Below are 20,167 nucleotides of genomic sequence, written 5' to 3'. Positions count from 1 at the left end.
TGACTCAATCAGGGCGTTTTTTTATGCGTATTGGCCACGGCTACGATGTGCACCGCTTCGCGGAAGGCGATTTCATCACCTTGGGTGGGGTGCGCATTGCGCACAAGTTCGGGCTGCTGGCCCATTCCGATGGCGACGTGGTGTTGCACGCCCTGAGCGATGCCTTGCTTGGGGCTGCGGCGCTGGGTGACATCGGTAAGCACTTTCCCGATACCGACCCTCAGTTCAAAGGCGCCGACAGTCGTGTATTGCTGCGCCATGTGCTCAATATCGTTCAGGCCAAAGGCTGGAAGGTTGGCAATGTCGACGCCACTATTGTCGCCCAGGCACCCAAAATGGCGCCGCACATCGACACTATGCGCGAGCTGATTGCTCTGGACCTGCAGGTCGAGCTCGACCAGGTCAACGTCAAGGCCACCACTACCGAGAAGCTTGGCTTCACCGGTCGCGAGGAGGGCATTGCCGTACACGCTGTCGCCTTGTTGCTGCCCGCATGAATGAACTGCAACTGTTAGGCCCGCGCGCGTCGGGCCCGGTACTGGGCAACGCTATTCTCAAAGCCACCGCGGAAGACTTTCAGGTCGATGAGGTGCTGGACATCCCGCTGTCCGGTAACGGTGAACACCTGTGGTTGTGGGTCGAGAAGCGCAATCTAAACACTGAGGAGGCCGCGCGCCGTTTGGCCCGGGCCGCCGGTGTACCGCTGCGCAATATCAGCTACGCCGGTCTGAAAGATCGCCAGGCACTGACCCGTCAATGGTTCAGTCTGCACCTGCCAGGCAAGGCCGACCCGGATCTTGGCGCGGCCGAAAACGAGACCCTGAGCATCCTCAAGCGCACCCGGCATTCACGCAAGCTGCAGCGCGGCGCGCATTCAGCCAACGGCTTCACCTTGCGCCTGACAGGCCTGAATGCCGACCACCCGGCCCTGGACGCACGCCTGGAGCAATTGCGCAGTCAGGGCGTTCCCAACTATTTCGGCACCCAGCGTTTCGGTCACGAAGGCGGCAACATTCACGACGCCCTTGATTGGGCTGGGCGCCAGGCGTTGCCGGAACAGCGCAATGTGCGTTCGCGACTGCTCTCCAGCGCGCGCAGCTACCTGTTCAATCAGGTATTGGCGCAACGTGTGACCAACGGAAGTTGGCAGCACGCTCAGGTCGGCGATCTGCTGGCTTTTACGGATAGCCGCAGTTTTTTCCCGGCGGGGGAGGCGGAGTGTTCCGACCCGCGCCTGGCAATTCTCGACTTGCATCCCACCGGCCCCATGTGGGGCGAGGGACTGCCCGCTACCAGCGGCGTCACTGGCGAACTGGAACAACGTATCGGTGAACAGCAGGCTTCGTTGTGCCAATGGCTGGCGCGGGCGGGTATGACGCACGAACGTCGTATCCTGCGACTGCCCATTGGCGGTCTGACGTGGCATTATCCCGAGCCTGATGTTCTGCAACTGGAATTCGTCCTTCCGGCCGGATGCTTTGCCACCGTCGTGGTGCGCGAGCTTGTTGATCTGGTGTCGGTAGGGCAGACGGACAGCTAATGCGTATTCTGATTTCGAACGACGACGGGGTTACTGCACCGGGGCTCGCCGCGCTGCATGCGGCGCTGGCCGATTATGCCGAATGTGTGGTCATAGCCCCTGATCAAGACAAAAGCGGCGCCAGCAGCTCGCTGACGCTCGACCGTCCACTGTGCCCGCAGACTTTGTCCAACGGTTATATCAGTCTCAATGGCACGCCTACCGACTGTGTGCACCTGGGGCTCAATGGCCTGCTGGAGCAGACGCCAGACATGGTGGTGTCGGGGATCAACCTGGGCGCCAACCTGGGTGATGACGTACTGTATTCCGGGACTGTCGCGGCAGCGCTGGAGGGGCGTTTCCTGGGCGGAACGTCTTTCGCTTTCTCGCTTCTGTCGCGCCTTCCCGACAACCTGCCTACCGCTGCCTATTTTGCCCGTAAGCTGGTTGAGGCGCACAAGAGCCTGGAATTGCCGCCGCGAACAGTGCTCAATGTAAACATTCCCAACCTGCCGCTGGAACATATTCGTGGCATCCAGTTAACGCGTTTGGGGCACCGTGCGCGTGCTGCGGCGCCTACCAAGGTAGTCAACCCCAGGGGCAAGGAAGGTTACTGGATCGCGGTGGCGGGTGATGCCGAGGATGGCGGCCCGGGCACCGATTTTCATGCGGTGATGCAGGGCTACGTCTCAATCACACCATTGCAGCTCGACCGCACTTTCAATGATGCATTCGAGCGTCTGGATGGTTGGCTGGAGGGGCTGCTCTGATGCGTGAACAGGAGGATCTGATGCGCCATGGTATCGGTTTTACCTCTGAGCGAACCCGTGAACGTCTGATCAAGCGCCTGATAGAAGAAGGGGTCTCCAACCCCAAGGTGCTCGACGTATTGCGGCGTACGCCACGTCACTTGTTTGTCGACGAGGCCCTGGCTCATCGCGCCTATGAAGATACTGCGCTGCCAATCGGCAATAACCAGACGATCTCTCAGCCGTTCATGGTTGCGCACATGAGTGAACTGTTGCTTGAAGCAGGTCCTCTGGACAAGGTGCTGGAGATCGGCACCGGTTCTGGCTATCAAACCGCCATTCTCGCTCAGTTGGTCGAGCGGGTTTTTTCGGTTGAGCGCATCAAAGTGCTGCAGGATCGCGCCAAGGAGCGACTCACCGAGCTGAACTTGCGCAACGTGGTATTTCGCTGGGGTGATGGTTGTGAAGGCTGGCCGGCGCTCGCGCCTTACAACGGCATCATCGTTACCGCCGTTGCCCCGGAAGTTCCGCAGGCCTTGCTCGACCAGTTGGCACCCGGTGGGCGGATGGTCATTCCCGTAGGGCCAACAGGTGAAACCCAGCAGCTGATGCTGATTGTGCGCGAAGAGCATGGTTTTTCGCGGCGGGTACTAGGTGCCGTGCGCTTCGTTCCCCTGCTGACCGGGCCTTTGGCCTGATCAGCTTTTTTTCGTAGCCGGCGAATTACTCCAGCATTGCTCTGTCTATCTGCCTGGCTGCCCTAATCTGTCAGGGTTCACATTTGCGAAGACCCGGTGTCCGCAAGGTGCATGTGCTCGGTTATAATTGAAACATTATTGCATTTTCACAGCGTTCACCAAGAGAGGGAGCGGCGGGTGGGTCACACAATCATTCAGCAGCGCAGGGGATTTTCGAGCTTCAAGCTTCTGGTGATTGCACTTGCCGTGGGTTCACTGTTGTCCGGCTGCTCCAGCACCTCCTCCAACAGTGCCCGAGTGGTAGACCGCAATGCACCGACGATAGCTAAGCGCCCAGCAACTACCAGCGGCCAGTATGTGGTGCGCCCTGGCGATACCTTGTTTTCTATCGCCTTTCGCTATGGTTGGGATTACAAGGACCTGGCTGCCCGTAACGGTATTGCGCCGCCTTATACCATCCGCCCTGGACAGGCTATTCGTTTTGATGGTCGCACTGGGAGCACTGTTGCAGGCTCCACCAAGGTGGTCACTACCTCCTCCTCTCCCTCCAGCAAAACCACCGTTACCACCCGCCCGGCAGGTACACCTGCCAAGCCGCTGTCAACTGCGCCAGCCACTAAAGCGCCAGTGGTGAGCACCTCCACCGCAGCACCAGTACAGGTGCCTGCGCGGGAGCGTGCAGTGGGCGGTTGGGCCTGGCCGGCTACCGGTGTATTGATTGGGAAATTTGCTTCAAACGGTAGTTTGAATAAAGGCATTGATATCGCCGGTGATTTGGGACAGCCTGTTTTTGCTGCGTCTGATGGTTCAGTTGTCTACGCCGGGAGTGGCTTGCGGGGCTACGGCGAGTTGGTAATCATCAAACACAGCGATACCTACGTCAGTGCCTACGGTCACAACCGCAGGCTTTTGGTTCGGGAGGGTCAGCAGGTCAAAGTAGGGCAGACAATTGCCGAAATGGGTTCCACGGGCACAGACCGGGTGAAGCTGCATTTTGAGATTCGCCGCCAGGGCAAACCTGTTGATCCGCTGCAGTTCCTGCCGCGTCGTTGATTGCTAGAACCCGGCCTGTTCCTCACGTAGAGGGGACAGGCTCCAGCGCTGCCAAGGATATCGGCGTCGCTTGAGTCTGAGTTCGAACTCAGCAAAGGACTATAACAATGGCTCTCAGTAAAGAAGTGCCGGAGTTTGACATCGACGATGAAGTTCTCCTGATGGAGACCGGCATTGTTTTGGAAACGGATGCGGTGTCAGACGAACCTGCTGTATCTACGGTTCGGACCAAGGCTAAACAAGGCTCATCACTCAAGCAACATAAGTATATCGACTATACGCGGGCGCTTGATGCAACCCAGTTGTACCTTAATGAAATCGGCTTTTCGCCTTTACTCTCACCCGAGGAAGAGGTCCATTTTGCGCGGCTGTCGCAAAGTGGCGATCCGGCTGGGCGCAAGCGCATGATTGAGAGCAATCTGCGTCTGGTGGTGAAAATCGCCCGACGCTATGTCAATCGTGGGCTGTCGTTGCTGGACCTGATCGAGGAAGGCAACCTGGGGTTGATTCGTGCAGTCGAGAAATTCGACCCTGAACGTGGTTTCCGTTTCTCTACCTATGCTACCTGGTGGATTCGGCAAACTATCGAGCGGGCGATCATGAACCAGACCCGTACGATTCGCTTGCCCATACACGTGGTCAAGGAGCTAAACGTTTACCTGCGCGCTGCACGCGAACTGACCCAGAAGCTCGATCACGAACCGTCCCCGGAAGAGATCGCCAGCCTTCTGGAAAAACCAGTTGGCGAGGTTAAGCGCATGCTTGGGCTCAACGAGCGGGTATCGTCAGTGGATGTGTCCCTGGGGCCGGACTCTGACAAGACCTTGCTTGATACCCTGACTGATGACCGTCCCACTGACCCTTGTGAGTTGCTCCAGGATGACGACCTGTCCCAGAGCATCGATCAATGGTTGAGTGAACTGACCGACAAGCAGCGGGAAGTGGTGATTCGTCGTTTTGGCCTGCGGGGGCACGAAAGCAGCACCCTGGAGGATGTTGGACTGGAGATCGGTCTGACCCGTGAGCGGGTTCGCCAAATCCAGGTAGAAGGGCTCAAGCGTCTGCGTGAGATCCTCGAGAAAAATGGCTTGTCCAGTGAGTCGCTGTTCCAGTAAGCATTTGCTTGCAGCAAAGAACGCCTCGACATGATCGAGGCGTTTTTGTTTGTGCCGTTGCCAAGGATGTTGGCCATGCTTGCGCCGAAGCGTAAAGCGACTAAGGGGTGAATGTTTCCTTTTAGTACCAGTGAAATATTCGGACTTGGCGAAAGCTCCCTTCCAAGGGTGTCTCAGTACCTTTCCGTGTAGGCGTTTGCTTACGTGTGGTGTAAGCCATCGTCATGTAATTAAGTAAATTTATGTCGATAATTTCGTGATCGTTTTTGTAAGTCATTGAAAATCAATATTATTGTTGTTTGTTTCAACAATATTTCCGCAGCTTTTTGAGAGCTTTAACCGGTTGCTGGAAATCGTGCGCACGCTAGTATCTGAACTGTGTCTACGGACTGACACAGGCTTTCAAGGATGACGGCCAAGGACATCGCAGGACGCGATTCATCAGGACGATGACAGGGAATAAAGGGACTACGGAAAAAATGTGGGCGGGTCAAACCGCCCCTTTTTTTTGCCCGCGATAAACATGAAAAAAGGCCCTTGAAGGGCCTTTTTTTGATCCGCAGAGCTTAGCGCTCCAGGTCTGCGATCTTGCCTGGCTTGCCATCCCACTCTTCAGCGTCTGGCAGGGCATCCTTACGCTCGGTGATGTTTGGCCAGATCTCTGCCAGCTCGGCATTGATCTCGATGAAATTCTCCATGCCGCTTGGCACTTCGTCTTCCGAGAAAATGGCTTGGGCAGGGCATTCAGGCTCGCACAATGCACAGTCGATGCACTCATCCGGGTGAATGACCAGGAAGTTCGGGCCTTCGTAAAAGCAGTCCACCGGACAGACTTCTACGCAGTCGGTGTACTTGCACTTGATGCAGTTGTCGGTGACGACGAAGGTCATTTCTAATTCTCTCCTCAGGCGACGGCAGCGATACCCTTCCAGACAGGGACGCTCGGTTTGATCATTTTGCTGCAGGCCAGGCTAGTAACCTGCAGCACCGTCAAACCGCGCGGGATTCTATCAGCTTGTGCGGGCTCGCGTTATAACAGAGTCTTTAGTGTATAGAGCATTTCGATAGCTTGACGCGGCGTCATGTTGTCCAGGTCAAGCTTCCCGAGCTTCTCAATGGCCGGGTGTGGCAGGCTGGCAAACAAGTCGCTCTGGTGCGGAACATCAGGCGCACCTTTGGGCACAACGGGCATTTCATGGGGCAGACTGGCGGTTTCCAGCCGACCCAGGTGTTCGCGTGCACGCTGGATTACCGGTGTTGGAACGCCGGCCAGCTGGGCCACGGCCAGGCCGTAGCTCTGACTGGCAGGCCCCGGTAGCACATGGTGAAGAAAGACAATACGTTCGTTGTGCTCGGTGGCGTTCAGGTGCACGTTGGCAACCAGAGGCTCGCTTTCCGGCAACACCGTAAGTTCGAAGTAGTGCGTGGCAAACAAGGTATAGGCGCGCAGCTGCGCCAGGCGCTCTGCCGCTGCCCAGGCCAGCGACAGGCCGTCGAAGGTACTGGTTCCACGACCCACTTCGTCCATCAGCACCAAGCTGCGGTCGGTAGCGTTATGCAGGATGTTGGCGGTTTCACTCATTTCGACCATGAAGGTCGAACGCCCGCCGGCCAGGTCATCGCTGGAGCCGATACGGGTGAAAATCCGGTCTACCAGCGACAGCTCGCAACTGGCGGCCGGTACAAAGCTGCCGATATGCGCCATCAGCACGATCAAGGCGGTCTGACGCATGTAGGTGGATTTACCACCCATGTTCGGGCCGGTGATCACCAGCATGCGGGTGTTGTCATCCAGGCTCAGGTCGTTGGCCACGAAAGGTGTGGTCAGTACCTGCTCGACTACTGGGTGGCGGCCCTGGTTGATGCGCATGCAGGGCTCATCAACAAAGATTGGGCAATTGAAGTCGAGATTCAGCGCGCGTTCGGCAAGGTTGCTCAACACATCCAGTTCGGCCAAGGCCGCGGAGGTGTCCTGCAGCGGTGCCAGATGACCGATCAGGGTTTCGAGCAGGGCGTCGTAGAGCATTTTTTCGCGTGCAAGGGCGCGGCTCTTGGCCGACAAGGCCTTGTCCTCGAAGACTTTCAGCTCAGGGGTGATAAAACGCTCTGCGCCCTTGAGTGTCTGGCGACGGATGTAGTCGGCGGGCGCCTGTTCGGCTTGTTTGCTCGGCAGTTCGATGAAGTAACCGTGCACACGGTTGTAGCCGACTTTCAGGTTGGCAAGGCCGGTACGCGCTTTTTCCCGGGCTTCCAGATCGATAAGGAACTGACCGGCGTTCTCGCTCATCGACAGCAGTTCGTCCAGCTCGCTGTCGTAGCCGGTTTTCAGCACTCCACCGTCACGAATGACAGCAGGTGGGTTGTCGATGATGGCTTTTTCCAGCAGATCGGCCAGTTCCGGATAAGTCCCCGCAATAACCGCCAGGCGTGCCAGGTGCGGTGCTTCAAGCTCCGCCATGGCATTTTGCAGTTCCGGCAGGGCGCCGAGGGCATCGCGCAGGCGCGCCAGGTCGCGGGGACGGGCATTACGCAGACCAATTCGGGCGAGAATCCGCTCGAGGTCGCCGATTTCCTTGAGTTGGGGCTGTAGCTTCTCAAAGCGGTAGCTGTCGAGCAGGCAGCGAATCGAGCCTTGGCGCGCTTGCAGCACTTTCAGGTCGCGAAGCGGCCGGTTCAGCCAGCGCGTCAGAAGGCGACTGCCCATGGCGGTCTGGCAGCGGTCAATGACCGACTGCAAGGTGTTGTCGCGGCCACCTGCCAGGTTTACATCCAGCTCGAGGTTGCGGCGGCTGGCGCCGTCGAGCACCACGGTGTCATCCAGGCGTTCATGCTTGAGGCTGCGCAGATGCGGCAGGGCGGTACGCTGGGTTTCCTTGGCGTAGCCCAGCAAGCAGCCGGCGGCGCCGATGGCCAGGGTGAGTTTCTCGCAGCCAAACCCTTTGAGGTCCTGGGTTGCGAACTGCTGGCACAGGCTCTTGCGCGCCGAATCGCGATCGAAATCCCACGGCGCACGGCGACGGGCACCACGACGCTTCTCTGCCGGCAGGCCTTGGGGCCAGTCATCGGGAATCAGCAACTCGACCGGATTGATGCGCTCAAGCTCGGCCAGGAGGTTTTCCCAGCCCTTGATTTCTACCACGGTGAAGTTGCCACTGGTGATATCCAGCACTGCCAGGCCGAACAGGCGTTCATCACCCAGCACGGCAGCGATCAGGTTGTCGCGACGCTCATCGAGCAGCGCTTCGTCACTGACCGTACCCGGCGTGATGATGCGCACAACCTGCCGCTCTACCGGACCTTTACTGGTGGCCGGGTCGCCAATCTGTTCGCAGATCACCACCGACTCACCCAACTTCACCAGCTTGGCCAGATACCCTTCGGCCGCGTGGAAGGGAATACCACACATGGGAATCGACTGGCCCGCCGATTGCCCGCGGGCAGTCAGGGTAATGTCCAGGAGTTTTGCGGCCTTCTTCGCATCTTCATAGAAGATTTCGTAGAAGTCGCCCATGCGGTAGAACATCAGTTGGTCTGGGTGCTGGTTTTTCAGCCTCCAGTACTGCTGCATCATCGGGGTGTGCGCGGAAAGATCACTCATTACAGAAACATGGCTCGCAGTGTCGTTTAGACCTAAGGCAAGCGGACAATGTTACAGGGATTTTGCCGCAGATGCCGAGCCATCCTGCGCGCCGCGACCATTTGTCCATGCATTTTCGTAGATGTCCTGCGCGAGTGCTGCAGCCCAGAAGATGTATGCCGCACGGCGCTGGTGTAGGGTAGGCAGCAGTCTTTCAAGGAGCGTGTCATGGATACGATCACTGTGCTTTCCGCCCGTTTGGGTGAGCACTTGCGGCGTTTCAATGCCCAGGTGACCACTGCCGAATCCTGTACCGGGGGTGGTATCGCCGAAGCTATAACGCGGATACCGGGCAGTTCAGCCTGGTTCGAAGCTGGTTATGTAACGTATTCCAACCGGCAGAAGACTCGACAGTTGGCAGTGCCTGAAATTCTTTTCGCTCAAGTCGGGGCCGTTAGCCAGGAAGTGGTTGAAGCCATGGTCCGTGGCGCCCGGGCAGCCAGTGGCGCACGCTTTGCCGTAGCGGTCAGTGGTGTGGCCGGGCCAGACGGCGGCTCTGCGGCGAAGCCGGTAGGCACCGTGTGGCTGGCTTGGGCTGATGGCGAGCGTGTGAACAGTGAGCGCCGGCACTTTGAAGGCGACCGTGACGAGGTGCGCCGACAAACGGTGATCGCCGCGCTAGAGGGCTTGTTACAGCTTGGTGCAGAGTAAATCGCACTTCGGGGGTAGGCGGGAAGAAAACCCTGTGGAATAATACTGGCTACTTATACAGGTGTTCAGGCCGTCAGGCCCTATCGATTACGTGAGGACTTCAATGGACGACAACAAGAAGCGCGCCTTGGCTGCGGCCCTGGGGCAAATCGAGCGTCAATTCGGTAAAGGCGCGGTCATGCGCATGGGCGACCACGAGCGTCAGGCTATTCCGGCCATTTCCACCGGCTCCCTGGGCCTGGATATTGCCCTGGGCATTGGCGGTCTGCCAAAAGGTCGTATCGTCGAAATCTACGGTCCTGAGTCGTCGGGTAAAACCACGCTGACCCTGTCGGTTATCGCCCAGGCCCAAAAAATGGGTGCTACCTGTGCGTTCGTCGACGCCGAACACGCGCTCGACCCTGAGTACGCGGGCAAGCTGGGTGTCAATGTTGACGACCTGTTGGTCTCGCAGCCAGACACCGGCGAACAAGCCCTGGAAATCACCGACATGCTGGTGCGTTCCAACGCTGTCGACGTGATCATTGTCGACTCCGTGGCTGCGCTGGTACCCAAGGCTGAAATTGAAGGCGAGATGGGTGACATGCACGTGGGCCTGCAAGCCCGCTTGATGTCCCAGGCGCTGCGTAAAATCACCGGTAACATCAAGAACGCCAACTGCCTGGTTATCTTCATCAACCAGATTCGTATGAAAATCGGCGTGATGTTCGGCAGCCCGGAAACCACCACCGGTGGTAACGCGCTGAAGTTCTACGCTTCGGTCCGTCTGGACATCCGTCGTACTGGTGCGGTGAAGGAAGGTGACGAAGTCGTCGGTAGCGAAACCCGCGTCAAAATCGTCAAGAACAAGGTCGCACCTCCTTTCCGTCAGGCTGAATTCCAGATTCTCTACGGCAAGGGTATTTACCGCAACGGCGAGATCATTGACCTTGGCGTACTGCATGGCTTCCTGGAAAAAGCCGGCGCCTGGTACAGCTACCAGGGCAGCAAGATTGGTCAGGGTAAGGCCAACTCGGCCAAGTTCCTCCAGGAAAACCCGGAAATCGCTGCCACCCTTGAAAAGCAGATTCGCGACAAGCTGCTGAACCCCGGCGCAGTGGAGGCTGCGGGCAAAGCTGCTGCGGTTAACGCCGAGCCTGAAGACGAAGCTGAAACTGAAGCTGGTTGATTTGTCCCTATGTCCGTTGTACTCGACACCCCCGTCGCCGTAAGGCGGACAGCCATGGACCTGCTCGCGCGCCGCGAGCATGGTCGAGTCGAGCTGACGCGCAAGTTGCGTCAGCGCGGCGCTCCCCCCGAATTGATTGATCAGGAACTCGACCGTTTGACGGACGAGGGTCTGCTCAGCGAAGCCCGCTACCTGGAAAGCTTTATCAGCTATCGCTCGCGATCTGGCTACGGCCCTGCACGCATTCGCGAAGAGCTCAGCCAGCGGGGCCTGCAACGTGGCGACATCGACCAGGCCCTGCGCGAGAGCGGAGTGGACTGGGCGGGGCTGTTACAAGACACCTGGCAGCGTAAATTTTCCGGTCAGTTGCCCAGCGACCCGCGCAGCCGTGCACAGCAAACCCGCTTTCTGGTCTACCGTGGTTTTTCCATGGAGATGGTCGGCCGCTTGTTGAGCGGCCGAGGTCTGGACGATTAGTCGCATACCAACCTATGTAACTTTCAGCGCTTCGCGAGCCCGCTGCGTCGTATGCATGGGTTCAGGTTTGGCCCAGTTCTCCGAAAGGTTGATAAAGTCCACCAGTTCGCGCAGGCGTCCTTGGTCACGGCCATTGAAGGCAAACGAAAGCCGTGTCAGGTGGCTGAACCTGGCTTCGTCGTGGTGTTCTCCCGCGTAGGCGTGCTGGTGGTACTGGCCGCTCAGGCGCAGGTCGGCAAAGCCCTCTTGTAGATCAAGCAGTGCACCTTCGTTAAGAGGATGATGCATGCGAATCACGAACTGGTTTTTCAGCCAGCGACTGGAATGGTAGTTGCTGTAGAACTGATTGATTTCTTCTACAGCTTCCTCGGCACTGTGTACCAGGCGCAGTAACTTCAGGTCGCTGGGTAGGATGTAGCGGTTTTCTTCCAGCTGCCGGGTGATGAAGTTCAGGGCGTCCTGCCAGAAATTGCCGCCTGGCGAATCCAGAAGTACCACAGGTACCAATGGGCTCTTGCCGGTCTGGATCAGAGTGAGCACCTCCAGCGCTTCGTCCAATGTGCCAAAGCCGCCCGGGCAAAGCACCAGGGCATCGGCCTCCTTGACGAAGAACAGCTTGCGGATAAAGAAGAAGTGAAACGGTAGCAGTTTGTCAGTGCCGTCCACGGTGGCGTTGGCGTGCTGTTCGAACGGCAGCGTGATGTTGAAACCCAGGCTGTTATCGACGCCTGCACCTTCGTGGGCAGCGGCCATGATGCCGCCACCAGCACCGGTAATGACCATCAGGTTCGAGCGGGCAAGCGCTGCGCCCAGTTCCCTGGCCAGTGCATACATGGGGTGTTCGATGGGGGTACGGGCGGAGCCGAACACGGTGACCTTGCGCTTGCCCTTGTACTGTTCAAGGGTGCGGAAGGCGTGGTCCAACTCGCGTAGCGCTTGCAGGGTGATCTTGGCGTTCCAGCGGTTACTGTCGTCCTGGGCCATGCGCAGTACGGTCAGCATCATGTCGCGGTACAGCGGCAGGTTGGGGCTATTGGGTGCAACCAGGTTCAGTTGTTCTTCCAGCTTGCTCAGATCGATTCCATTACTTTTGAAATGACTGTAAAGCAGCTCATTCGGATGGTACGGCATTCAGCGTCTCCTTCTGCAGCAAAACCTCTGACCGGACCCATTGTAGAGCTTCCGGCCGCGACACTGCATGTGTCGCTGGCTGCTGTGGCTCGAGTGTGCATCTCGAGCATTGCAGTAGACCTGCAAGGTCTCATTGCAGTGATGATGGGCTCTTTGTTGTTGTCGCTTGGCAATGCTAATGCAAGGCCTCCGCAGGCATCCCCCGGTGCTATCCCCTCAACGGGCGGGCGCTTGCTTTCAATTTAGACCTTGGCGGGGGTTTATGCAGAAAGGTTCTACTGTCGAGTTGTGCAATGGCATTGTGCACCGCTCGTCGGTCGAGGATCTGCAAAGGCAAGGGAATGGTTAACTGGAAATCTGAATAGTTGTCGCGGTGCAGGGAGGCTGTCACATGCAACGGCTGAATCTGGAGCTCGATGCGCAATTGTTTGAGCAACTCGAGCGTTCGGCTCAGGACAACAATCTGAGCCTTGAACAAGAGTGTCTGCGTCGTCTTGGGGGAGGGGAGCGACACTCACGCTACGTCCAGGCCCTGGTGGCCGAACTGCGCGCCGATGAAAAGCAACGGCGCGACAGTGAGGAAGAAGAGGTGGTGTAGGGGGGCTAAGGCTACTTGGTTACTTTCAGGCCGCAGCTTGCGGCATCAAAGGCCTGTTCACCGACCAGACGATTGGTCTTGTACTCGGTGAAACGATAGGTCAGGACCGCGCCTTTGGCCAGCAACTGGCGGAAGCCGGTGTTCTTGCAGACGCTGTCGCCCAGTTGGCTGCGCACAGTGTTTGGATCAGCCTGCATTCTTTCGGCATGGCTGGCGCGCACGCTCAGGTGGTTGATCAGTTGCTTGCCTTCGACGGTATAACCTTGGTCGAGGATATCTTCGTTGATCGCCCGCGGTGTGCCCACGCTGCTTTGGGTGGCAACTTTCTGCAGCATCTTGCTCAGTTCGTATTCCTGCTTGGAGGCGGCATTGGCAGCCAGGGGCAGGGCGAGCAAAAGGCTCAGAGTCGGGGCGATGAAACGCAGCATGAATTTCTCCTGATTCGATAACTGGCGATTTGACCGGCAACTGCGCACGGCGTTCCCTCAAGTGCGAAGTCGTGGTGCCAGTGGGAAGCGACAGGCTGGGGATTATAAGGAGTCGACGCTTAAGCTGCACGGCAAATACCGTCAGCCAGTAGGGAAGCTCTGATAAACTGCACGGGTTTTCCTGTCTTGCCGAGTCCACGCAGTGCCATCCCTCCCTTGCCTACATAGTCTGCTGCCATGAGCCACGCCGTATCGCGCCTGCGCGCCGAACGCCTGGCGCGCAGTGTAAAACCTTTCGTTGCTCGTGGATCACGGGCACCACGCTGCCCACACTGTCGAGTCATTTTCAGTCACTGCCTGTGTGCCTGGCGACCGCAGTTGCCGGCCGACTCAGCCATGTGCCTGCTGATGCACGACACCGAGCCATTGAAACCGAGCAATACCGGCTGGCTGATTGCTGACCTGATTGCCGATACCTCGGCGTTTGGTTGGCAGCGTACTTCGGTCGACGAGGCGCTGCTGGCATTGCTGGATCAACCGCATTGGCAGCCTTATATCGTCTTTCCGGGTGAGTTTGTCGCGCCGCAAAGGGTCGTTAATGAGGTGGTCCGTGAGCCGGGTAAACGGCCGCTGTTCATTCTGCTGGATGCAACCTGGACCGAAGCCCGCAAAATGTTTCGCAAAAGCCCTTACCTCGATCGTTTCCCGGTACTGAGCCTGCAGCCGGAGCAGCTCTCGCGGTATCGTCTGCGACGCTCCAAACGTGATGATCATCTCTGCACTGCAGAGGTTGCGGCTTTGTGTCTGGAGCTGGCGGGTGATCAACGCGCCTCCGAGGCACTGGATGCCTACCTGGATGTATTCAGTACGCATTACCTGAGTGCCAAGCATCAATGGCCGATTGACGAGCAGGACGCGGTACACCAGCGTTTGCATACCTTCCTATAGTACAAGGGGCAGGCGCCGCACATTGCGCCATAATGGACGGGCTGGCGACCATTGCCTGCCTGCCCGGACCGGGCAATCAGCTTGACCACCCGGTCCGGGCTCGGCATCCTTGGCGCCGATTCGGGCATATACAAGGCTTGAAACACTGCAATTCCTGGCCTTGAAGTGCCTTTTGGGTGTGCGGCAGTGCCGCCAATACCTTGAGTTGCCCGCCAGGCGCCTATTTTTCCTCCCTGCGCCTGCACAAAACAGGATCATTAGATCGATGGCCACGTACGAAATCCTGATTGCCGATGACCACCCGCTGTTTCGCAGTGCCCTGCGTCAGGCAGTAACCTTGGGTCTTGGGCCTGATGTTCGCCTGGTAGAAGTGGCGAGTATTGCCGAGCTTGAAACCCGCCTCGCTGAAAAGTCCGACTGGGACTTGGTGCTGCTCGACCTCAACATGCCAGGAGCCTACGGTTTCTCAGGCCTGGTGTTGCTGCGCGGACAATACCCACAGATTCCCGTGGTGATGGTTTCTGCTCAGGAAGAAGCCGCAGTGGTGGTGAAGTCGCGTGAATTCGGCGCCAGTGGCTTTATTCCTAAATCAAGCTCGCTGGAAGTCATTCAGGAAGCGGTAAAGAAGGTTCTCGATGGCGACGTCTGGTGGCCGCCACAAGCGTTTGAAAAAGTCGATGTCTCGCCGGAAGCCAAAGCTGCCAGTGAGGGGCTGGCCAGCCTTACACCGCAGCAGTTCAGGGTACTGACCATGGTCTGCGAAGGTTTGCTGAACAAGCAGATCGCCTATGAGCTGAGTGTTTCGGAAGCGACCATCAAGGCGCATGTAACGGCGATCTTCCGTAAGCTCGGAGTACGTACCCGCACCCAGGCTGCGTTGCTGCTGCAACAGCTTGAATCGGTTTCGTCGAGCTGAAGTTCCGATCTTCACGCTTTTTTGACTCAATCTGCACTAGGCTGCGCGCATTTTTCAGTGGATGAAGTGACCTCTATGTCATCGCCTTTCAAGGGCCAGACCGGCCTCAAACGTATTTTCAACGCTGCCGGCTATTCGTTTGACGGTCTGCGCGCAGCCTTCACCGGTGAAGCGGCTTTCCGCCAGTTGGTGCTGCTCAATGTAATATTGGTTCCGGTAGCGTTCTGGCTGGACGTCAGTCGCGCCGAACGGGCGATCCTCATCGCTGTGTGCCTGTTGGGCCTGATCGTCGAGTTGCTGAACTCGGCGATTGAGGCGGCAATCGATCGGATCTCCCTGGACCGTCATCCCCTGTCGAAGAACGCCAAGGACATGGGCAGCGCCGCTCAGCTCGTGGCCATGTCGATGGTGGGGCTGATCTGGGCGGTCATCCTGCTTTAGGCAATGTTGGGCAAGACGATCTCGTCACTGCGTTGCACGCCGGCGGTAAAGCTGCGGCATAGCTCAAGGAACTCTCGCATGGCAGAGGTTTGATACTTCTGCTTGTGCCAGATGAAGTAGAACTGCCGCGCCAAATCCAGTTCTGGCGTTTCCACCGCTACGAGGCTTCCGCGACGAAAAGCGTCGCGCAACGCCAGGCGAGATATGCAGCCGATTCCCAGCCCCGATTCCACCGCGCGCTTGATGGCTTCAGTATGTTCAAGTTCCAGGCGGATGTTCAGGCTGGAGCGATGGTGACGCATGGCCTGATCAAAGGTCAGGCGGGTGCCCGAGCCCTGCTCACGCAGGATCCAGGCTTCATGGGTCAGTTGTTCCAGGCTGGCCTGGCCGCGGCTCGCCAGCGGATGTTGCGGTGCGCAAAACACCACCAGTTCATCCTCCACCCAAGGCTGCACTTCTATATCGGGATGATTGCAGTCGCCCTCGATTAGACCCAGATCAATTTCATAATGGGCAACTTGTTGCACGATATGCGCAGTGTTTTGTACGTGCAGCTTTACCTGACTCTCCGGGTGAACCTGCATGAAGCTGCCGATCAGCAAGGTGGCCAGGTAGTTACCGATGGTCAAGGTAGCGCCGACTGCCAGGGAGCCGAAGCCAGACTTGCCGTTGAATAAGTCTTCTATTTCTTTGGCCTGATCGAGCAGTGCCACAGCCTGTGGCAACAGTTGTTGGCCGAGGGCATTGAGGCTCAATCGTTTACCGGCGCGGTCAAACAGCTTGCAGCTGGACTGGCGCTCAAGCTCGGTGATCGAAGTACTGGCGGCCGACTGCGATAACGCCAGTATTCCCGCGGCTCGCGAGACGCTTTGATACTGGGCTACGGCGACGAACACTTGGAGCTGACGGAGCGTAAATCGCATATCTATATAACCGATAAGACATATCTTGATAATTCAGTTAACAGATATTGTCGCTCGCACTAAACTATCGCGCAATCGCGCTCTAGGTTAGCGCTGCGTTTTATTTCAGGAGCCCGTACATGAGCAACATGAACCACGAACGTGTCCTCAGTGTTCATCACTGGAACGACACCCTGTTCAGCTTCAAGTGCACCCGCGATCCGGGCTTGCGCTTCGAGAACGGTCAGTTCGTGATGATCGGCCTGCAACAGCCCAACGGCCGCCCGCTCATGCGCGCCTACTCGATCGCCAGCCCGAACTGGGAAGAGCATCTGGAGTTCTTCAGCATCAAGGTGCAAGACGGCCCGCTGACCTCGCAGTTGCAACACCTGAAAGAAGGCGATGAGATCATCATCAGCAAGAAGCCTACCGGTACCCTGGTGCTGGACGACCTGAACCCGGGCAAGCACCTGTACCTGCTGAGCACCGGTACTGGCCTGGCGCCGTTCATGAGTGTCATCCAGGATCCGGAGACCTACGAGCGCTTTGAAAAAGTGATCCTCGTTCACGGTGTTCGTTACGTTAACGAAGTGGCTTACCGCGAGTTCATCACTGAGCACCTGCCACAGAACGAATTCTTCGGCGAAGCACTGCGTGACAAACTCATCTACTACCCAACCGTTACGCGCGAGCCGTTCGAGAACCAGGGGCGCCTGACTGACCTGATGCGTAGTGGCAAACTATTCAGTGATATTGGTTTGCCGCCGATCAATCCTCAGGATGACCGTGCGATGATCTGCGGTAGCCCGAGCATGCTGGATGAAACCAGTGAAGTGCTCGACAGCTTCGGTTTGAAGATATCGGCGCGTATGCGCGAGCCGGGCGACTACCTGATCGAGCGTGCATTCGTCGAGAAGTAAGCAGCGCGTGAACAAAAAACCGGCCTATTTGGCCGGTTTTTCATGTCTGTAGGAGCGGGCTTGGCCTGCGATTAAAAGGCACCGCGGGGCAAGCTCACGCCTACGCCGATATGTTCAAAGATCCAGGACCACTTCCAGCACCCGAATTTCATCCGGCTGCGGATAGTGCCAGCGCACTTGCACATCCCAGAATTTCACCCCGTACACACGCTCAGGTGGCGGGATCTGATACGCCGGGCGTGGGTCTTGGGCCAGGCATTGTTCGATCAGCTCCACCAGCGGCTCGGCAAGGCGCAAGGCGTGCTCGTGAGCCTGGGGCAGGGCTGTATCGCTCCAGGCGACCGCGATCGATGCGGGCGGCGCACTGGCCATCTGGTTGGTCGCGCTACTGACCGCATCGGCATAGGGTACATAGGGCTTGATGTCGAGCACCGGGGTGCCGTCGAGCAGATCGATGCCTGACAGCGTCAGACGCCCGGCTTCTACTTTCTCCAGGCGTACTACCGACTGGCCGATGCCATTGGGCCGATGCGTCGCCCGGGTGGCAAACACGCCCATTGAGGTATTGCCACCCAGGCGCGGCGGGCGCACCTTGAGTCTTGGCTTGTCTTCTAGTGCCTGGTGAAACAGGAACAACAGCCAGACATGGCTGACCTGCTCCAGTCCGGCTACTGCATCGCCACTATTGAACGGTGGCAGCAACTCCAGGACGCCACGCGCTGCCGGTGCCAGGTGAGGCTGGCGCGGAATGGCGAATTTTTCCTTGAAGCAGGAACGGACGAAACCGATCGGTGCGACGCTGTAGCTCATAGATGGCTCAGCCGCGGACCCGCAGGGTCAGGCCCTTGAGGAAGTTGCGCAACAACTGGTCGCCACAGGGACGGTAGTTATTGTGTCCAACTTTGCGGAACAAGGCGCTGAGCTCTGGTTTGGATACCGGGAAGTCGGCCGCCTTGAGAATTGCATGCAGGTCGTCTTCCTTCAGTTCGAAGGCGACCCGCAGCTTTTTCATGATGATGTTGTTGGTCACCGGCAGTTCGACTGGCTGGGCAGGACGACTTTCGTCCTTGCCGCGCTTGAAGATCACCAGGCCATCGAGAAAGTGCGCGATGACTTCGTCAGGGCAGCGTACGAAGCCTTCTTCTTCCTCTTTCTTGAGGTAGGAGACGATATCGGTCGTGGCAACGTCCAGGCCGCCGAGCTTGATGATGTCGGTCAGTTTGGCGTCGTTGACGTCGAGTAAATAGCGCAGGCTGCGCAGTACATCGTTGTGAATCATGGTGACAATCCTGTTCGGGGCGCAGCCTGGGTGGTTGCGCCGTGTTGCTAGAATTTTTCGGTGGCGGCCAGATAGCGCCATTGGCCCAGTGGCAGCTTGCTCATGGAGACGCCGCCAAGGCGAATCCGCCGCATGCTTACCGGCGTGACCCCGACACTGCTGCACAGCAGGGCAATCAGGCCTGGCTGCGGGTTCTTAAGCACCATGCGCAGGCGAGTCTCGTTCTGCCAACTGGCTTTGATCTTCGGCAGTTCCTTGCCTTTCCAGGTGAAGCCACGATTCAGCCGTTCCAGGCCGTGAGCGATCATCTCGCCAGTGACTTCAACGACATATTCCTGCTCCAGTTTGCCTAGATCAGATTCGAGCTTGCGGGTGACTCGCCAGTCCTGGGTGAACACCTGCAGGCCACTGGCGCCTTGTTGCAACGGCGCTACGCAGTTCAGGCGAGCGAAATGGCCCTTGAGTGGGCGACGGCCGTGGCTGTGATCCGCAGACAGGCTGGCAGCGTTGATGCTACTGCAAGCGCTGTCGACGTCCTGGTCGGCAGGTTGATGGAGCAGGAGGGTGACCGGCTCCAGCGCTTCGGCACGTGCGCCGTTCAGTAGTTCGACCTTTTGCTCGGACACCTTGAACTGCGGCTCATCGACCACAACGCCATCGACCGTCACCCAGCCGCCTTCGATATAGAGCTCGGCCTCCCGTCGGGAGCAACCGACCAGTTCGATAAGGCGTTTGGAAAGGCGAATGGGTTCAGACATGACGACAGCCGTAGGCATAGGGAAAGGTGCCCATTGTAACCGCCTGGGCGTGCCCTGGTCCGGCAACATTTGCCCATCGGGCTATTAATCTGCAATTTCGCTTATTTCAGAAGACTACGAGGCAGATTGTCAGCCCAATTGCGCAGCTTTTGCCTGAATAAGCCTCAGGTGCAGCAAGGGGTAGGGCTGGCCCATGCCGTCGGTCTCTGAGCGCCCGACAATCTCGAAGCCCTGGCGCAGGTAAAACCCCAGCGCCTGCGGGTTCTGCTCGTTGACATCAAGCTGGTAGGCATTGAGTTCGTTGATGGCGTATTGCAGCAGACGCTTGCCTACACCTTGGCCGCGGCTGCCGGGCTCAATGAAGAGCATCTCGACCCGCCCGGCGGCAACACCGGCAAACCCGATGATCCGTTGCCTGGCATCCTTGCAGCAGATCAGCATCACCGCATCGAGGTATTGATCGAGCAGCAACTCGCGCAGCAGGCATATATAGCTGTCCGGAAGGAAGTCATGTGTCGCACGTACCGAAGCCTCCCACACCCGCACCAGCTCCGAGTAGTCGCTGAAACTTGGGGTCTGCACGTTGCTGGGCCTGTACATCGATCCGTTCTCCATGGACAACAGAAACAACGATAGTTGTCTAGTCCTGAAGTAGGTTTACACCTTTTCAGGTAGGCCACCAGGCCTCAAAACGCCCGATGCACCGCATCGGGCGTTTTGTTTTTCAGGGCCATATGGGGCCGCTCTGTGTTGTAGATCTGCACTGCCTCGTCAACCAT

At 58.0% G+C, this 20,167-nt stretch carries 24 protein-coding genes; 14 read left to right on the top strand and 10 right to left on the bottom strand.

Annotation, left to right across the window (positions count from 1 at the left end; all coding sequences use genetic code 11):
• Nucleotides 1-23 precede the first annotated feature (23 nt).
• The 6 genes from ispF (at nt 24) to rpoS (ending at nt 5,134) form a co-directional block, all read left to right on the top strand.
• Nucleotides 24-497, top strand: a complete 474-nt coding sequence (gene ispF, locus H8F21_RS12035; RefSeq protein WP_136477804.1) for a 2-C-methyl-D-erythritol 2,4-cyclodiphosphate synthase — start codon at nt 24-26, stop codon at nt 495-497.
• Nucleotides 494-1,540 (top strand): tRNA pseudouridine(13) synthase TruD, encoded by a 1,047-nt coding sequence (gene truD, locus H8F21_RS12030; RefSeq protein ID WP_203476046.1) that lies wholly within the window; start codon nt 494-496, stop codon nt 1,538-1,540. Before ispF ends, truD begins: the two co-directional genes overlap by 4 nt.
• Nucleotides 1,540-2,289 carry a 5'/3'-nucleotidase SurE gene (gene surE / locus H8F21_RS12025; RefSeq protein ID WP_203476044.1) on the top strand — a complete coding sequence of 250 codons (750 nt, stop codon included), beginning with the start codon at nt 1,540-1,542 and terminating at the stop codon, nt 2,287-2,289. Before truD ends, surE begins: the two co-directional genes overlap by 1 nt.
• Complete coding sequence (locus H8F21_RS12020; RefSeq protein ID WP_203476042.1) at nt 2,289-2,966, top strand: protein-L-isoaspartate(D-aspartate) O-methyltransferase; 678 nt, start codon at nt 2,289-2,291, stop codon at nt 2,964-2,966. Before surE ends, H8F21_RS12020 begins: the two co-directional genes overlap by 1 nt.
• 177 nt (nt 2,967-3,143) lie before the next feature.
• Nucleotides 3,144-4,019: a peptidoglycan DD-metalloendopeptidase family protein gene (locus tag H8F21_RS12015; protein WP_203476441.1), complete on the top strand. Its 876-nt coding sequence runs from the start codon at nt 3,144-3,146 to the stop codon at nt 4,017-4,019.
• A 107-nt stretch (nt 4,020-4,126) separates the two neighbouring features.
• Nucleotides 4,127-5,134, top strand: coding sequence for an RNA polymerase sigma factor RpoS (gene rpoS / locus H8F21_RS12010; protein ID WP_136477800.1), 1,008 nt, complete (start codon nt 4,127-4,129; stop codon nt 5,132-5,134).
• A gap of 566 nt (nt 5,135-5,700) precedes the next feature.
• Here rpoS and fdxA read toward each other — a convergent pair.
• Together fdxA and mutS are read right to left on the bottom strand one after the other, a co-directional pair.
• Nucleotides 5,701-6,024, bottom strand: a complete 324-nt coding sequence (fdxA, locus tag H8F21_RS12005; RefSeq protein ID WP_203476040.1) for a ferredoxin FdxA — start codon at nt 6,022-6,024, stop codon at nt 5,701-5,703.
• A gap of 140 nt (nt 6,025-6,164) precedes the next feature.
• Nucleotides 6,165-8,732, bottom strand: a complete 2,568-nt coding sequence (mutS, locus tag H8F21_RS12000; RefSeq protein ID WP_203476038.1) for a DNA mismatch repair protein MutS — start codon at nt 8,730-8,732, stop codon at nt 6,165-6,167.
• 207 nt (nt 8,733-8,939) lie between these two features.
• On the opposite strand from mutS, the gene H8F21_RS11995 reads away from it, so the two are divergent.
• From H8F21_RS11995 to recX, 3 genes are all read left to right on the top strand, one after another.
• Nucleotides 8,940-9,422 carry a CinA family protein gene (locus H8F21_RS11995; protein ID WP_203476030.1) on the top strand — a complete coding sequence of 161 codons (483 nt, stop codon included), beginning with the start codon at nt 8,940-8,942 and terminating at the stop codon, nt 9,420-9,422.
• Between the two features lie 103 nt (nt 9,423-9,525).
• Entirely contained in the window at nt 9,526-10,590 is a 1,065-nt protein-coding gene (gene recA, locus H8F21_RS11990) for a recombinase RecA (RefSeq protein WP_203476027.1), read from the top strand.
• 9 nt (nt 10,591-10,599) lie between these two features.
• Complete coding sequence (gene recX, locus H8F21_RS11985) at nt 10,600-11,067, top strand: recombination regulator RecX (RefSeq protein ID WP_203476025.1); 468 nt, start codon at nt 10,600-10,602, stop codon at nt 11,065-11,067.
• Nucleotides 11,068-11,079: 12 nt separating this feature from the next.
• Here recX and H8F21_RS11980 read toward each other — a convergent pair whose 3' ends face one another.
• Nucleotides 11,080-12,198 (bottom strand): LOG family protein, encoded by a 1,119-nt coding sequence (locus H8F21_RS11980; protein ID WP_203476023.1) that lies wholly within the window; start codon nt 12,196-12,198, stop codon nt 11,080-11,082.
• Nucleotides 12,199-12,589: 391 nt separating this feature from the next.
• On the opposite strand from H8F21_RS11980, the gene H8F21_RS11975 reads away from it, so the two are divergent.
• The gene (locus H8F21_RS11975; protein ID WP_203542014.1) at nt 12,590-12,796 is read left to right on the top strand and encodes a hypothetical protein; all 207 of its coding nucleotides are present in this window, start codon (nt 12,590-12,592) and stop codon (nt 12,794-12,796) included.
• Nucleotides 12,797-12,807: 11 nt separating this feature from the next.
• On the opposite strand, the gene H8F21_RS11970 is transcribed toward H8F21_RS11975, so the two are convergent.
• On the bottom strand, nt 12,808-13,224 hold the full coding sequence (locus tag H8F21_RS11970) for a quorum-sensing-regulated virulence factor family protein (protein ID WP_203476019.1): 417 nt from the start codon (nt 13,222-13,224) through the stop codon (nt 12,808-12,810).
• Nucleotides 13,225-13,461: 237 nt separating this feature from the next.
• On the opposite strand from H8F21_RS11970, the gene H8F21_RS11965 reads away from it, so the two are divergent.
• From H8F21_RS11965 to H8F21_RS11955, 3 genes are all read left to right on the top strand, one after another.
• On the top strand, nt 13,462-14,172 hold the full coding sequence (locus tag H8F21_RS11965; RefSeq protein ID WP_203542013.1) for a tRNA-uridine aminocarboxypropyltransferase: 711 nt from the start codon (nt 13,462-13,464) through the stop codon (nt 14,170-14,172).
• 265 nt (nt 14,173-14,437) lie between these two features.
• Nucleotides 14,438-15,088: a response regulator transcription factor ErdR gene (gene erdR / locus H8F21_RS11960; protein ID WP_203476015.1), complete on the top strand. Its 651-nt coding sequence runs from the start codon at nt 14,438-14,440 to the stop codon at nt 15,086-15,088.
• A 75-nt stretch (nt 15,089-15,163) separates the two neighbouring features.
• Nucleotides 15,164-15,529: a diacylglycerol kinase gene (locus H8F21_RS11955; protein ID WP_203476013.1), complete on the top strand. Its 366-nt coding sequence runs from the start codon at nt 15,164-15,166 to the stop codon at nt 15,527-15,529.
• Here the strand turns inward: H8F21_RS11955 and H8F21_RS11950 are convergent.
• On the bottom strand, nt 15,526-16,452 hold the full coding sequence (locus tag H8F21_RS11950) for a LysR family transcriptional regulator (RefSeq protein WP_203476011.1): 927 nt from the start codon (nt 16,450-16,452) through the stop codon (nt 15,526-15,528). The genes H8F21_RS11955 and H8F21_RS11950 overlap by 4 nt on opposite strands.
• 119 nt (nt 16,453-16,571) lie before the next feature.
• Here H8F21_RS11950 and fpr point away from each other — a divergent pair, with 119 nt between their 5' ends.
• Nucleotides 16,572-17,351, top strand: coding sequence for a ferredoxin-NADP reductase (gene fpr, locus H8F21_RS11945; protein ID WP_007908723.1), 780 nt, complete (start codon nt 16,572-16,574; stop codon nt 17,349-17,351).
• A gap of 114 nt (nt 17,352-17,465) precedes the next feature.
• Here fpr and tsaA read toward each other — a convergent pair whose 3' ends face one another.
• The 5 genes from tsaA to H8F21_RS11920 form a co-directional block, all read right to left on the bottom strand.
• A complete protein-coding gene (gene tsaA, locus H8F21_RS11940) occupies nt 17,466-18,161 on the bottom strand; it encodes a tRNA (N6-threonylcarbamoyladenosine(37)-N6)-methyltransferase TrmO (protein ID WP_203476009.1) in 696 nt (231 codons plus the stop codon).
• A 7-nt stretch (nt 18,162-18,168) separates the two neighbouring features.
• The gene (locus tag H8F21_RS11935; RefSeq protein ID WP_203476001.1) at nt 18,169-18,630 is read right to left on the bottom strand and encodes a YehS family protein; all 462 of its coding nucleotides are present in this window, start codon (nt 18,628-18,630) and stop codon (nt 18,169-18,171) included.
• Nucleotides 18,631-18,677: 47 nt separating this feature from the next.
• Nucleotides 18,678-19,388 (bottom strand): rRNA pseudouridine synthase, encoded by a 711-nt coding sequence (locus tag H8F21_RS11930; RefSeq protein WP_203584403.1) that lies wholly within the window; start codon nt 19,386-19,388, stop codon nt 18,678-18,680.
• Nucleotides 19,389-19,517: 129 nt separating this feature from the next.
• Nucleotides 19,518-19,988 (bottom strand): GNAT family N-acetyltransferase, encoded by a 471-nt coding sequence (locus H8F21_RS11925; RefSeq protein WP_203475991.1) that lies wholly within the window; start codon nt 19,986-19,988, stop codon nt 19,518-19,520.
• A gap of 86 nt (nt 19,989-20,074) precedes the next feature.
• Nucleotides 20,075-20,167: integrase core domain-containing protein (locus H8F21_RS11920; RefSeq protein WP_203481110.1), on the bottom strand; the 93-nt coding region annotated here is incomplete at its 5' end.

Origin of the sequence: Pseudomonas arcuscaelestis (assembly GCF_016881005.1) — a bacterium.
GTDB classification, from domain to species: Bacteria; Pseudomonadota; Gammaproteobacteria; order Pseudomonadales; family Pseudomonadaceae; genus Aquipseudomonas; species Aquipseudomonas arcuscaelestis.
This window is presented reverse-complemented; position numbering and strand designations above follow the sequence as displayed.